Raw genomic sequence first — 14,725 nt, forward strand, 5'->3', positions numbered from 1 at the left:
TAGCTTGAATCATGGTTTTCATCGTTAGCTGACTTTTCCGACTAAAATCTTTTTCAGGATGAAGCACAAACTGGTTTGCGGTGGAAACGATGTCGTTAATACTATCAAGTAAATGAGCTTTAATCTGATCTAGCATGACTTTTCCCCTTTTATTTTTAGTGTAACATAAAAACTAACCCACCACAAAATGTGATAGGTTAGTTAACTTAATGACATTGGACTCTGGTCGGGTTTTTTTGTTTAATCATCTTTTTAATGCGATGCGCTGAGATGTTGACACGAACTCTGAGAAGCGAAGCCGGACTTTTTGCCTAACCTTGTTGTAATCGTTTTCTCTTGGTTGTTTTTGCTTTGAGAGGGATTAAGTAATGGTTTGCAATATGTAACATTTGACAAATTTCAATTTTTCAGTTATCGTTAAAAGGTTGTTTTAGTGGAATTTACAATAAAAGTAAGTACAAAAGGGGGATGATGTTCCTGTTTTGAAAAGAACAATTTGAAGAGACTTATGAATATTGTTTTCACGACCAGCGACAAAAAATATCTATATTTATATTAAGGAGAAAACAATGAGACACAATGGAAAAAATCAAATGTTTCCAGATAAGCGTCAACGTTTTTCAATTCGTAAGTTTAAAACAGGAGTAGCATCCGTTGTCTTTGTTGCACTATTCTTGGGTAACATGGCTACAGTTGCTGCTGAGCAGGTTCCGACAAATACAGATTCATCTGCTAAAGAGGTAATGGAAAGTGATGTTGCTTTGCCAACGGATGAGACATTGGACAAAGTGCCAACAACTGATGAAGAAGTAGCACCTATTGAGGAGGGAGTGAATGCCTCGTTGGCGCCACTAGAGGGCACTGAGGCACCTCAAGAACTTAGAGCGGCTGTAGGAACTGAGCGTTCAGCAGCGACAAATACTAAAGGAGTAGTTGTAACACCAGGACAAGATATCACAACAATTAGTGAAATTCCGACAGATGGTTTTACGACAACTGAGCCTGAAGTAAAGTCAATGAACCCTAAGTTTACTGGTACGGTAAACCATAATTCTAAAAATTACACGTTTGCTGTTATTAAAACGGATAAGTTAAATGATCGGACCACAGGCCCTCTTTATGTGGATAAAAGCGGTGAAGTTGTGACGAGCTCATCTGGTGGAGCGGCACTTATCCATCAGATGGCCTTTAGTACAGATAGAGACGGCACGGGAAATGTATATATAGATATGTACGGTGGTGATGGTAAGTTATTAATGACTGATACCCTAGTTCCTGGTCTTCATGTGAATGAACTTAAATACGTTTACAAAGGGTGGTTCAGTAATACTACGTACACTATCCAACATAGGGAGGTTATCACAAATAATGGAAATCTTCCAATCGCATCTGTATCTACTTCAGATGCAACAGATGGTTGGTTTGATGAGCTATATACCAACTACGAAAAGGCACTGGGATATACCAACGGTCGTTATATGGGCTATGGCTGGTTCGTTCCTAGATTAATTGACAAGAAGACAGAATATGTTGTCAAAGATTCTAACAAAGTGTTAGCGACTGTGACACAAACAGAAATGTCAGGGTACAAATTTACAACTGCAGCACCAGAAACAATTACAGCAGATGGTGTGACCTATAAGTTGATCAAAGATAGTGGTACCAATACAAGTGGTCTTATCAATCCTCTAGTAAGTAAAGGTGACGCGCTTGCTGTAGGTACCGATAAAGGTTATTTCATCAGATATCTGATGAATGATGATAATGGAAAAGCGATTGACTGGGAACTTTTGGGTCCTGACAATAACGTTGCAAAAGATATTAATGGCAATCCTGCTAAAGGTGTCTTGAGAGATGGGCAAACATCGAATGTAACAGTTGATGTTGCATCAACTAAAACTCGGACAACTTTCTACATTAATAATCCATATTTCCCAGGTGGGAGAACTGTATACTATTATGAAGTTGTTCCAGCTTCGGAAGTTCCTAAAGGTAGTGTCACGGTAAAACACATTACAACAACTGGTGAGGTTCTGAAGAAAGAAACCCCAGTTAAGACAGATGAACCAGTTGGTACCCCATATGAGACCCAACCAGAAGACAAGATTGTGACAGATAACGGTCGTACGTTTGTTTATAAAGGTCTCAAGGAAGACTCTGCGGATCCAACAGGTGAAGTCAAAGAGGGTACTCAAAAAGTAACCTTCGTTTACGAAGAAGTCAAAGGCAATGTCACAGTCGAGCATGTAACGACAGACGGTAAAGTTCTTAAAGCAGAAACTCCAGTCTTTAGCGAAAACCAATCAACCGGCACAGCTTATGAGACGAAGAATGAAACTGAATTGAAAGATGAAGCAGGCAATGTTTATGTCTTCAAGGAACACAAAGCAGACTCAGCTCCAGTTTCAGGCAACGTTACTGAGACAGCACAAAAAGTTGTTTACGTTTACGAGTTGAAACCAGTCACTCCGACTCCAAGCCCAACACCAGACGCACCAAAAGGTAATGTCACAGTCGAACACGTTACAACAACTGGTGAAGTTCTGAAGAAAGAAACCCCAGTCAAGACAGATGAACCAGTTGGTACCCCATATGAGACCAAACCAGAAGATAAGATTGTGACGGACAACGGTCGTACGTTTGTTTATAAAGGTCTCAAGGAAGACTCTGTGGATCCAACAGGTGAAGTCAAGGAGGGCACTCAAAAAGTAACCTTCGTTTACGAAGAAGTCAAAGGCAATGTCACAGTCGAACATGTAACGACAGACGGTAAAGTTCTTAAAGCAGAAACTCCAGTCTTTAGCGAAAACCAATCAACCGGCACAGCTTATGAAACGAAGAATGAAACTGAATTGAAAGACGAAGCAGGTAATGTTTATGTCTTCAAGGAACACAAAGCAGATTCAGCCCCAGTTTCAGGTAAAGTTACTGAGACAGCACAAAAAGTTGTTTACTTTTACGAGTTGAAACCAGTCACTCCGACTCCAAGCCCAACACCAGACGCGCCAAAAGGTAATGTTACAGTAGAACACATTACAACCACCGGTGAAGTTCTGAAGAAAGAAACCCCAGTCAAGACAGATGAACCAGTTGGTACCCCATATGAGACCAAACCAGAAGACAAGATTGTGACGGATAACGGTCGTACCTTCAAGTACAAAGAGGTTGACAAAACTTCTGCGCAACCAAAAGGTGAGGTCAAAGAGGGCACTCAAAAAGTAACCTTCGTTTACGAAGAAATCAAAGGTAATGTCACAGTCGAACATGTAACGACAGACGGCAAGGTTCTAAAAGCAGAAACTCCAGTCTTTAGCGAAAACCAGTCAACCGGCACAGCTTATGAAACGAAGAATGAAACTGAATTGAAAGACGAAGCAGGCAATGTTTATGTCTTCAAGGAACACAAAGCAGATTCAGCCCCAGTTTCAGGTAAAGTTACTGAGACAGCCCAAAAAGTTGTTTACGTTTACGAGTTGAAACCAGTCACTCCGACTCCAAGCCCAACACCAGACGCACCAAAAGGTAATGTCACAGTCGAACACGTTACAACAACTGGTGAAGTTCTGAAGAAAGAAACCCCAGTTAAGACAGATGAGCCAGTTGGTACCCCATATGAGACCCAACCAGAAGACAAGATTGTGACAGATAACGGTCGTACGTTTGTTTATAAAGGTCTCAAGGAAGACTCTGCGGATCCAACAGGTAAAGTCAAAGAGGGTACTCAAAAAGTAACCTTCGTTTACGAAGAAGTCAAAGGCAATGTCACAGTCGAGCATGTAACGACAGATGGCAAGGTTCTTAAAGCAGAAACTCCTGTCTTTAGCGAGAACCAGTCAACTGGCACAGCTTATGAAACGAAGAATGAAACTGAATTGAAAGACGAAGCAGGCAATGTTTATGTCTTCAAGGAACACAAAGCAGATTCAGCCCCAGTTTCAGGCAAGGTTACTGAGACAGCGCAAAAAGTTGTTTACGTTTACGAGTTGAAACCAGTCACTCTGACTCCAAGCCCAACACCAGACGCACCAAAAGGTAATGTCACAGTCGAACACGTTACAACAACTGGTGAAGTTCTGAAGAAAGAAACCCCAGTTAAGACAGATGAACCAGTTGGTACCCCATATGAGACCAAACCAGAAGACAAGATTGTGACAGACAACGGTCGTACGTTTGTTTATAAAGGTCTCGAGGAAGAATCAGCAGATCCAACAGGTGAAGTCAAAGAGGGCACTCAAAAAGTAACCTTCGTTTACGAAGAAGTCAAAGGCAATGTCACAGTCGAGCATGTAACGACAGATGGCAAGGTTCTTAAAGCAGAAACTCCTGTCTTTAGCGAGAACCAGTCAACTGGCACAGCTTATGAAACGAAGAATGAAACTGAATTGAAAGACGAAGCAGGCAATGTTTATGTCTTCAAGGAACACAAAGCAGATTCAGCCCCAGTTTCAGGCAAGGTTACTGAGACAGCACAAAAAGTTGTTTACGTTTATGAGTTGAAACCAGTCGCTCCGACTCCAACACCAGAAGTTTCAAAACCAAAATCTACTACACCTACTACACCAATGCAAGATAGCAGCATCCCAACATCAGTGGTTTCTACAAATAAAGCGCAATTGCCGAATACTGGTGAAGATAACTCGGCAGCTTTTGCAACACTAGGTACAGCTATGTTGGTGGCTACATTTGCACTCAACGGAAAACGTCGTCAAGACGAGAACTAATAAAGCGTTTTGCAATGTATCTTTAAAAGAGGGGATCATTTTTTACCATCAAGCTCTTTGAGTGGCAAGTAGAATGGGTAGCTTTTTGAAGCCTCCTGTCAACCGTAGAGGGCGACTTATAGATTGATTCAAAAGTCTAGGGAAAAATTAGTCCTTACATATTAAAAAACGAGCAATTCCAATTTGGAGTTGCTCGTTTTCCATTCCATAAAACTTATTTTTGGTGGTTTAATTGCAATGTTTAAAAAAGGTCAAAGGAAAGAGAATTCCGATATTAGGGATGTGTCGAGGGTCAAATTATTAATTATAGTCTTTTAGTACGAGGAAATGAGCCGCAGGCATAACTGAAGTTAGGCAAGGCTTACGTCGAAGTAATAAAAGAAAAACTAAATGATGATATTTATAATTTCACACAGAGGTAGTCTTTGGTAAGGATTATCTTACATATTGTCTATAACTAAACATTGGCAAGTCATCATCTTGATTTACCAATTCATTCACTTGAGCTTAAAGAAGACTTTGTGCTTTTATTGTGTGAGAATGTGTCATCTCTTCAAAGTTTTGCTTGATGTAGTGCAAGGTATTTCAAAAGAAAAAGTTGTATGAATTGGCAGTTTTAGAACAAGATAAAAGTAAGTTGTTAGGGATGACACAGTATTAACTTGAATGAAGTTCGGTGAAAGTTTTTAGATGTCGCTGGAGGTGAGGTTTATAGCTAGGGATACAAATCACGTTTTCGCGGATAGCTGTGACTTTCTCAAAAAAATGCTTGACCAGTTAACGTTCTTGTTATATAATTAACTGGTTAAAGAAGGAGGTAATTATGTTTAAGAAAATAGTAGGGACCTGTCTTTTGGCCTTATTCGGTTTTGTTTTAGCGGCTTGCTCGGCTCAGAATGAAGTAAGTCAAGTGCAACCAGGAATGAAGATAGTCACCTCATTTTACCCGATTTATTCACTGGTTAAGGAAGTGTCAGGGAGCAAAAATGATGTTCGAATGATTGGTTCAAGACAGGGTATACACTCTTATGAACCATCGGCTGCAGACATAAAGGCTATATATGATGCAGATGTTTTTATCTATCATTCGCGAATTTTGGAATCCTGGGCAGGACGTTTGGAGCCTAATTTGCAAGGTTCATCTGTTAAGGTTTTGGAGGCTTCGACTAATTTACCGCTGACAAAGGTTCCAGGGTTAGAAGACGTAGAAGCCGGTCAAGGGATTGATGAAGCTAGTTTATATGACCCTCACACATGGTTGGATCCGGTTTTAGTTGGTCAGGAAGCTGTTGCGATTGGTGAACTTCTAGCAGAAAGTGATCCTGAGAATGCGGATTATTATCGTCAAAATGCTGCAACTTTGGAAGAAAAAGCGCAAAAGTTGGCAGACAAGTATAGTCCAATCTTTTCAAAAGCTACATCAAAAACATTTGTCACTCAACACACAGCCTTCTCCTACACCGCGCAACGCTTTGGGTTGAAGCAGTTGGGAATCGCAGGAGTTTCAGAGGAGGAACCAAGCCCTAGACAGTTGGCGGAAATTAAAGAATTTGTTGACACCTACAATGTGCAAACAATTTTTACAGAAAAAGGTACCTCGGATAAGCTTGCCAAGGCATTGGCGAGTTCGACAGGTGTGGACTTAAAAGTGTTGGATCCTCTTGAAGCAGATCCAGAAAATAATTTAACCTATCTAGAAAATCTAGAGCAAGTCTTAGAAACATTAGCTCAAGAGTTAAAATAAAAGGTCGAATTCTATCGACCGAAAGGAGAAAAAATGAAGAAAAAAGTAGTTGTTGGCTCTGTAGTTGCCCTTGTTTTAGGGATGAGTCTCTGTAGCTATCAGCTTGGACGTTTCCAAGCGATGGAAGAGCAAAAAAATCGTGTGTCCTACATTGAAGATAGTCAAAGTGCACAAAGCACAGTCTCGGAACAATTAACACCTGATCAAATTTCTGCCAAGGAAAATATTGATGCCGAGCAGATAGTTGTTAAAATTACTGATCAAGGCTATGTGACATCACACGGCGACCATTTCCACTACTATAATGGTAAAGTCCCTTTTGATGCGATTTTTAGTGAAGAATTGGTCATGAAGGACCCGAACTATGTTTTACAAGACAGTCACATCATCAATGAAGTCCAGGATGGCTACGTCATAAAAGTCGACGGGAAATACTATCTCTATCTAAAAGACCCTAGCAAACGTAAAAATGTTCGTAGCAAAGAAGAAGTGGAGCGGCAAAAAGGGATCTCTTCTGCTGACAGTAAAAATCAGGCAGCAGGAAATAGTAAAGACGGCCGCTACAGAACAGACGATGGCTATGTCTTTAATCCGACAGATGTTATTGAAGATACGGGAGATGGTTTCATCGTTCCACACGGCGACCATTTCCACTTTATTCCTAAAAAAGATTTATCAGCTGCCGAATTGAAGGCTGCTCAAGATTACTGGAATCAAAAAGGAAGTGTGAGCTCGGCTAGTGGTAGTCAATATGGCGATAGAAACAATAGAGCTCAACAGACAACAATTAGTGCGGGGCAAGGTCAGGATTTGGCTAGTTTATTGGCTCAATTGGATGCAACGCCACTATCTCAACGCCATGTAGAAGCAGATGGATTGGTATTTGACCCAAGAACGATTACGAAGAAAACCGCAGCAGGTGTCATCGTTCCACACGGCGACCATTATCACTTTATCCCATACAGCCAGATGTCTCCTCTAGAAGAGAAGATTTCTCGAATGATTGGTGTAAATGGAGCAGGTGTTTCTTCTGGCGCACAAGCAAGTCACTCCCAACACACACCGACACAACCAAATCGTCCAGTAACACCAATCGGCACGGTTACAACGCAACCGGTATCGCCTACACAACCAGTATTACCAACACAACCGAAGCAGTCAACAGGGAAAGTGGTTTCCTATATGGGACGTCAAATTCCTGCTTACGGAAAAGGGTTAGATGGTAAGGCATACTTTACAAGTGATGGATACATCTTTAGTAAATCCTCTATTACCTCAGTTGATGATCAAGGGTTGATAGCTAGTCATGGAGATCATTTCCATTATGTTGGTTTTGGCGAACTCGAAGATTTTGAAATCAAGCAAGTAGAGGAATGGGTTAATGAGAAGGCGGGCAAACAAGTGCCACCGAAAACATCTGAACAAGTAGGAAACGATGCTAAACCCACAACACCAAGTCAAGGGAATGATTCAAAACCTGTAAAACCAATTCAAGAAGAAAACCGCCCTGCATTTGAATACAAACAAGTAACGGCTAAACGTAAATTGGCTGGAAAAGTTGTTTATGAAATGGAAGTAGGTGGAAAAACTTATACGTATGGTCGTGACGAACTAGATTTGATGAAGATCTCTTTTGCTGAGTTGACTTTGGCAGAAAAAGATAAGCAGTATATCTTTGATATTGCACCGCTTGCAGAAGGAGATCTTACACCAGCCATGTTGGTCGGTATGGATCAAATTCCGATGAAGGGAGCGAATGCGACCTATGATACTGGACAATCCTTTATTATTCCACACATTGATCACATCCACGTCCTACCTTACACATGGTTGAGTAAGGAACAAATTGCAACGATCCGCTATATCATGCAACATCCTGAAATTCGTCCGTCTGCTTGGACTACAAGTGGACATGGTGATGGAGAAGCAACAGATCTTGTTCCCCCAATTCTAAATGCAACACCTAAAGCAAACCGCTTAGGATTGAAAAATTGGCAAATCATTCACACCGCAGAAGAAGTCATGGATGCACGTGCAAAAGGGAAATTTGCAACAAATGACGGCTATATCTTCTCGGCGGAAGACGTACTAGATCCAGCAAGTTTTGTCTTTAGTCAAGCATTCAGTCTACCAAGAGCGACAGGTGGTTCTCTGCGTTCAATTTCCAAGAAAGATTTATCTAAAGAAGAATTGGAAGCTGTACAAACTCTTCTTGATAAACGAGACGCTGAAGAATTGGCGAAAAATGTCACACCGATTGAGAAACGTGCAGGTTTGAAAAATTGGCAAATTGTTCACTCGGCAGAAGAATTGGCAGAAGCTAAGGCAGCAGGAAAATATACAACGAAAGACGGCTATATTTTTGACCCAGCAGACCTATTAGATCCAAAAGTGAAAATAGGTACGGATAACTATCGCATCCCACGTGTGATTACAGATGGTTACCGTCGGATTAACAAGAGTGATTTGAATTACTTAAGCGAGCTGATCCCAGCAGAGGCTATGGTAGCTCAACGTGAGAAATCTAATTCTAGTTTACCGTCAACACCTGCACCAACTGAAACAGGAGCAAGTGCAGGCGAGATAACAACGCCAGAACAGCCACAAGTTGCCAAAGAAACAGCAGAGGAAATTTACAACCGAGTTGAAGCGAAGAAAGTCGTTCCTTTCGAAGCACTGACCTACAATGCTGGCTATGCGACCGAAGTACGCAACGGGACTCTGGTAATTCCGCATCAAGATCACTATCACTATGTATCCTTTAAATGGTTTGATCAAGGTAGTGCAAGAAGTCCTGAAGGGTATAGTCTAGAAGATTTCCTAGCAACGGTTAAATACTACATGACTAATCCACAAGAACGCCCTGTTTCAGACGATGGCTGGGGAGTATTTACACCAAGTACACCATCTGAATCAACAGAAGAAACAGAGACGGAAGAAAGTGATGAAGAAATTATTTCTGAAGAAACTGAGGAAATTGACGAGTTCACAGAAGAATTAAAACGAAGAGCAGAAGAGTTTGGCATGGACTTCAAAACCTTTGAACAAAGTCTGGTCACGCTCTCAGACCGTTACAAAGTTTCTTTTGAAGCTTTCGAATATGATGCAACAAGCAAAGTTGTTCGACTTGTAGATAAGGACGGGGTCAAACGGACCATCTCCCTTCCAAGTTTAGAAGAACAAGTATAGTAAACAAAATACCTGTAGCGCTGAGCTCTGCAGGTATTTTTTTACAGAAAAACGATAAAGATTATCTTTGACTATTTGCCTTTTTTAGCGTAAAATAGAAAGGAAAGACAAAAAAGGAGAACAGCCTTGGAACTTAACGTATTTGCAGGACAAGAAAAAAGCGAACTTTCCATGATTGAAGTAGCCCGTGCTATTTTGGAAGAACGTGGACGTGACAACGAAATGTATTTCAACGACTTGGTCAATGAAATTCAAAACTACCTTGAAAAATCAAACAGCGAGATTCGCGCAGCCCTCCCAACCTTCTATTCTGATTTGAATGTGGATGGAAGCTTCATTCCACTTGGCGAAAACAAATGGGGATTACGTTCTTGGTACGCAATCGATGAGATCGACGAAGAAGTGATCACTCTTGAAGAAGATGATGAAGATGCACCAAAACGCAAGAAGAAACGCGTCAATGCCTTTATGGACGGTGATGATGATGCGATTGACTATGGACATGATGATCCGGAAGATGAGGACAACTATCCAGGTAGTGTATCATCAGAATACGATGATGAAAATCCAGATGATGAAAAAGATGAAGTTGAGTCTTATGATTCAGAGATCAACGAAATTATTCCAGATGACGAATTGGATGAAGAGGATGTTGATTTAGGTGAAGATGACGATGAGTATTCAGATGAAGAGGTCGTCGACGAATAAGAATTATATCCCCATAGATTCTTAAAAATAATTTGACAAGACTACCAAATTACGATAAGATATTATCGGGCACCTCTTTTGAGGTCGGAGCTCCCTAGCGATAGGGAGCTATTTTTGTTTTTTCTTCAAGTTAACAGGAAGTATCCCCACAAATCGCTTCCTATTAGCCTGAATCGTAGAAAAGGAGTTTGCATGACAAAGTATATTTTTGTAACAGGTGGTGTTGTTTCCTCTATCGGCAAAGGGATCGTAGCAGCCAGTCTAGGTCGTTTATTGAAGAACCGAGGTCTCAAGGTAACAATCCAAAAATTTGATCCATACATCAACATTGATCCAGGAACAATGAGTCCGTATCAACACGGTGAAGTTTTTGTGACGGATGACGGTGCAGAAACCGACTTGGACCTTGGGCACTATGAGCGTTTCATCGACATTAACCTGAACAAATATTCAAATGTTACAACAGGTAAAATTTATAGCGAAGTCCTCCGTAAAGAGCGTAAAGGGGAATACTTAGGGGCGACAGTTCAAGTTATTCCACACATTACAGATGCTTTGAAAGACAAAATCAAGCGTGCAGCTCGTACTACAGATGCAGATGTCATCATCACGGAAGTGGGTGGTACAGTAGGTGATATTGAAAGCTTACCATTCCTTGAAGCGCTTCGTCAGATGAAGGCAGATGTCGGTTCAGACAATGTTATGTATATCCATACAACACTCTTGCCTTATCTCAAAGCAGCAGGCGAAATGAAAACTAAGCCAACACAACATTCTGTAAAAGAGTTGCGTGGTCTAGGTATTCAGCCAAACATGTTGGTAATTCGGACAGAGCAACCTGCTGGACAAGGAATTAAAAATAAACTGGCACAATTCTGTGATGTCGCTCCAGAAGCAGTTATTGAGTCCTTGGATGTCGAACATCTTTACCAAATCCCATTAAATATGCAAGCGCAGAACATGGATCAAATTGTTTGCGATCACTTGAAGCTCGATGTACCTCCAGCAGATATGACAGAGTGGACAGCGATGGTAAACAAGGTTCTTAATCTCCAGAAAAAAGTAAAAATCGCTTTAGTTGGTAAGTATGTAGAATTACAAGATGCCTATATTTCTGTAGTTGAAGCTCTAAAACACTCAGGATATGCAAATGATGCTGCTATCGAATTGGATTGGGTCAATGCAAATGATTTGACAGCAGAAAACGTAGCTGAACGTCTAGGACAAGCACAAGGAATTATCGTTCCTGGTGGCTTTGGACAACGTGGCACAGAGGGGAAAATACAAGCTGTTCGTTATGCTCGTGAGAATGACGTGCCAATGCTAGGGGTCTGCTTGGGAATGCAGCTGACCTGTGTAGAATTTGCTCGTCATGTTCTCGGTTTAGAAGGTGCTAACAGCTTTGAATTAGACCCAGAAACCAAATATCCAATTATTGACATCATGCGTGATCAAATTGGAGTGGAAGATTTAGGAGGAACTCTCCGTTTAGGTCTTTATCCAAGCAAGCTCAAACGTGGCTCCAAGGCTGCAGCTGCTTATGATAATCAAGAAGTTGTACAACGTCGCCATCGTCATCGTTATGAGTTTAACAATGAATTCCGTGAACAATTTGAAAAAGCAGGTTTTGTTTTCTCAGGCGTGTCACCAGACAACCGTTTGGTAGAAATTGTTGAAATTCCAGAAAATAAATTCTTCGTTGCCTGCCAATATCATCCAGAACTACAATCTCGTCCTAATCGCCCTGAAGGTTTGTATACAGCCTTTGTTTCAGCAGCTATGGAGAATGAAAAATAAGTGTAATCATTATAGAAGAAGATTGGTATTATTCAATCTTCTTTTATATTTTATATAAAGAAACGTAAAAGATGTCAGTATTTATAGAAGAAAATACGAAATACCACTCCCATATGGCATTATTGTCTAGATGGTTTTAAGCATTATATATAGTATAGTATTGCAAAAGAATCAGCTAAATCAATACGTTTTGGCAAAAAAGGTAAAAATAAAAAATAAAAATTCAAAAAAGTGTTGACAAGGATAGTTCCTAATGATATACTAGTTCTTGTGTTAAGCGGGGATGGCGGAATTGGCAGACGCGCAGGACTAAGGATCCTGTGACCGCTTTAGGTCGTGTGGGTTCAAGTCCCACTCTCCGCATAGTGGATTAGCTAAGGCTAGTCCTTTTGTTTTGTCTAGATAAGTGCAGAGCACGATATATGCTAGGTCATAAATTCCAAGAATGATACGAAACGGGCATTGTTATAGCCTTTATGAAAAGATATGTGAAACTTTTCTCAAAACTAGACGGTTTCAACTAGCATTTTCAAAATAAAAATGGTAGAATAGGAAAGTATGAGGTGCAACCTCAAAAAATATTAGGAGGCTATCGAAATGCCATTAGTTTCAGCAGAAAAATTTGTCCAAGCAGCGCGTGACAACGGTTATGCAGTTGGTGGATTTAACACAAACAACCTTGAGTGGACTCAAGCTATCTTGCGTGCAGCAGAAGCAAAACAAGCTCCAGTTCTTATCCAAACTTCTATGGGTGCAGCTAAGTACATGGGTGGTTACAAAGTAGCTCGTAACTTGATTGCAAACTTGATTGAATCAATGAACATTACAGTTCCGGTTGCTATTCACCTTGACCACGGTCACTACGAGGATGCACTTGAGTGTATCGAAGTTGGTTACACTTCTATTATGTTTGACGGTTCACACCTTCCAGTAGAAGAAAACCTTGCAAAAGCAAAAGAGGTTGTAGAATTGGCACACGCTAAAGGTATTTCAGTTGAAGCTGAAGTTGGTACTATCGGTGGTGAAGAAGATGGTATCGTAGGTAGCGGTGAATTGGCTCCAATCGAAGACGCAGTAGCAATGGTTGCAACTGGTATCGACTTCTTGGCAGCAGGTATCGGTAACATCCACGGTCCATACCCAGCAAACTGGGAAGGTCTTGACCTTGACCACTTGCGTAAATTGACTGAAGCTGTACCAGGTTTCCCAATCGTATTGCACGGTGGTTCAGGTATTCCAGATGAGCAAATTCAAGCAGCAATCAAATTGGGCGTTGCTAAAGTTAACGTTAATACTGAGTGCCAAATCGCATTTGCAAACGCAACTCGTAAATTTGCAGCAGCTTATGAAGCAAATGAAGCAGAATACGATAAGAAAAAACTCTTTGACCCACGTAAATTCTTGGCAGACGGCGTGAAAGCTATCCAAGCATCTGTTGAAGAGCGTATCGACGTATTCGGTTCAGCGAACAAAGCTTAATGTAACTGCGAAGAAATCTCAGATTTCAAGCAAACAAAGCATAAGTTTCTTAGATTAAACCAAAAAGGATTTTCTTTCGAGAATCCTTTTTATTATATAGTTTATTAAGCTCGATCTAGTTCTTCGCCATGAAGAAATCTACGATAGAAGTGAGCAGAGAACAATTAAAATATAAACCGCTCCAAAGTTTTCATGACCATAATAACTTAGAGAACGAAGAATTATGGATGGGGCGCAAACTGTAGTATTAAAATATTTACCTATGAGTATAGATACTTTTAAAAAAATAAAAATGAAAATAATTCTTGCCAAGTCCAATCTTTTCTGTTAGAATAGTATGGTATGTGGTGCTAGCACATCCGATATATTTGATCAAATGAGGAGGAAGATACAATGGCTAAAGTATGTTATTTCACTGGTCGTAAGACTGTATCAGGTAACAACCGTTCACACGCTATGAACCAAACTAAACGCGCAGTTAAACCAAACCTTCAAAAAGTAACTGTTTTGATTGATGGTAAACCTAAAAAAGTTTGGGCCTCAGCACGTGCACTAAAATCAGGCAAAGTTGAACGCGTATAATAACAAAGTCGTTAGAAAAATCTAGCGACTTTTGTTTTTGGAAAAATAGCCTAGTTATAAAGTTGATGAGGAGCAAATTCGGTCACTACATAATAAACAGGAAAGAATATCAACTATATAGCCCTTCACATTGTTGTTGAAAAGTTAACAAAGAAGGAACGTTGTCAAAAATGAACTGTGTATTGATGTGGGAGATTTTTCCAAGGTCGAACATTTAAACTTAGATTGACATTAGGAGGAGCATATCCGTACGGGCTCTACAAGAAGAGAATCACGAACTGGAAGAATAGAGAGTGTTTAAAAAATGGTAAATTCTCAAAGTAAGTTCTAGTTCCCGTCCTTCCAGAAGTTACTTTGAGAAAACTGCATAACACCAATAGAATTTAGTCTCAGACTAAGTTCTGTTTTTGCCTAAAGCTGCAGATTCAAGGAATTTTTAGGGTTGAAAATGTTGAGAAAAAGAGTACACTAAAGTTACTGGCTCTGAGACGTCTCAAAGTAAGTT

Annotated in this window: 7 protein-coding genes, 1 tRNA gene and 1 pseudogene; 8 read left to right on the forward strand and 1 reads right to left on the reverse strand. The window is 40.4% G+C overall.

The annotated features are described in order from the left end of the window. Nucleotides 1-136, reverse strand: a pseudogene (locus ODU39_RS09850) (IS4 family transposase); the annotation flags it as partial. 433 nt (nt 137-569) lie between these two features. Between ODU39_RS09850 and ODU39_RS09855 the strand changes: the two are divergent. The 8 genes from ODU39_RS09855 to rpmB all read left to right on the forward strand — a co-directional run bounded on the left by ODU39_RS09855 (nt 570) and on the right by rpmB (nt 14,220). Continuing rightward, nucleotides 570-4,721 (forward strand): MucBP domain-containing protein, encoded by a 4,152-nt coding sequence (locus ODU39_RS09855; protein WP_398581439.1) that lies wholly within the window; start codon nt 570-572, stop codon nt 4,719-4,721. A gap of 823 nt (nt 4,722-5,544) precedes the next feature. Next, the gene (locus ODU39_RS09860; RefSeq protein WP_398580362.1) at nt 5,545-6,465 is read left to right on the forward strand and encodes a metal ABC transporter solute-binding protein, Zn/Mn family; all 921 of its coding nucleotides are present in this window, start codon (nt 5,545-5,547) and stop codon (nt 6,463-6,465) included. Nucleotides 6,466-6,498: 33 nt separating this feature from the next. Further along, nucleotides 6,499-9,654: a pneumococcal-type histidine triad protein gene (locus ODU39_RS09865; protein WP_398580361.1), complete on the forward strand. Its 3,156-nt coding sequence runs from the start codon at nt 6,499-6,501 to the stop codon at nt 9,652-9,654. A gap of 126 nt (nt 9,655-9,780) precedes the next feature. Then, nucleotides 9,781-10,362 (forward strand): DNA-directed RNA polymerase subunit delta, encoded by a 582-nt coding sequence (gene rpoE / locus ODU39_RS09870; protein WP_011921912.1) that lies wholly within the window; start codon nt 9,781-9,783, stop codon nt 10,360-10,362. Between the two features lie 192 nt (nt 10,363-10,554). Beyond that, on the forward strand, nt 10,555-12,159 hold the full coding sequence (locus ODU39_RS09875) for a CTP synthase (protein WP_105106388.1): 1,605 nt from the start codon (nt 10,555-10,557) through the stop codon (nt 12,157-12,159). Between the two features lie 277 nt (nt 12,160-12,436). Continuing rightward, nucleotides 12,437-12,522 (forward strand) — tRNA-Leu (locus ODU39_RS09880). A gap of 234 nt (nt 12,523-12,756) precedes the next feature. Further along, nucleotides 12,757-13,638: a class II fructose-bisphosphate aldolase gene (locus ODU39_RS09885; protein WP_053867179.1), complete on the forward strand. Its 882-nt coding sequence runs from the start codon at nt 12,757-12,759 to the stop codon at nt 13,636-13,638. A gap of 393 nt (nt 13,639-14,031) precedes the next feature. Further along, nucleotides 14,032-14,220, forward strand: a complete 189-nt coding sequence (rpmB, locus tag ODU39_RS09890; RefSeq protein ID WP_001140948.1) for a 50S ribosomal protein L28 — start codon at nt 14,032-14,034, stop codon at nt 14,218-14,220. Nucleotides 14,221-14,725 lie beyond the last annotated feature (505 nt).

The sequence above is a fragment of the Streptococcus sp. 2021WUSS126 genome, assembly GCF_044427255.1.
Lineage (GTDB): Bacteria > Bacillota > Bacilli > Lactobacillales > Streptococcaceae > Streptococcus > Streptococcus hashimotonensis.

What these genes read in the sequence shown, in the direction of transcription:
- ODU39_RS09855 (WP_398581439.1), top strand. Translation starts at nt 570, where the DNA reads ATGAGACACAATGGAAAAAATCAAATGTTTCCAGATAAGCGTCAACGT.
- ODU39_RS09860 (WP_398580362.1), top strand. Translation starts at nt 5,545, where the DNA reads ATGTTTAAGAAAATAGTAGGGACCTGTCTTTTGGCCTTATTCGGTTTT.
- ODU39_RS09865 (WP_398580361.1), top strand. Translation starts at nt 6,499, where the DNA reads ATGAAGAAAAAAGTAGTTGTTGGCTCTGTAGTTGCCCTTGTTTTAGGG.
- ODU39_RS09875 (WP_105106388.1), top strand. Translation starts at nt 10,555, where the DNA reads ATGACAAAGTATATTTTTGTAACAGGTGGTGTTGTTTCCTCTATCGGC.
- ODU39_RS09885 (WP_053867179.1), top strand. Translation starts at nt 12,757, where the DNA reads ATGCCATTAGTTTCAGCAGAAAAATTTGTCCAAGCAGCGCGTGACAAC.
- rpmB (WP_001140948.1), top strand. Translation starts at nt 14,032, where the DNA reads ATGGCTAAAGTATGTTATTTCACTGGTCGTAAGACTGTATCAGGTAAC.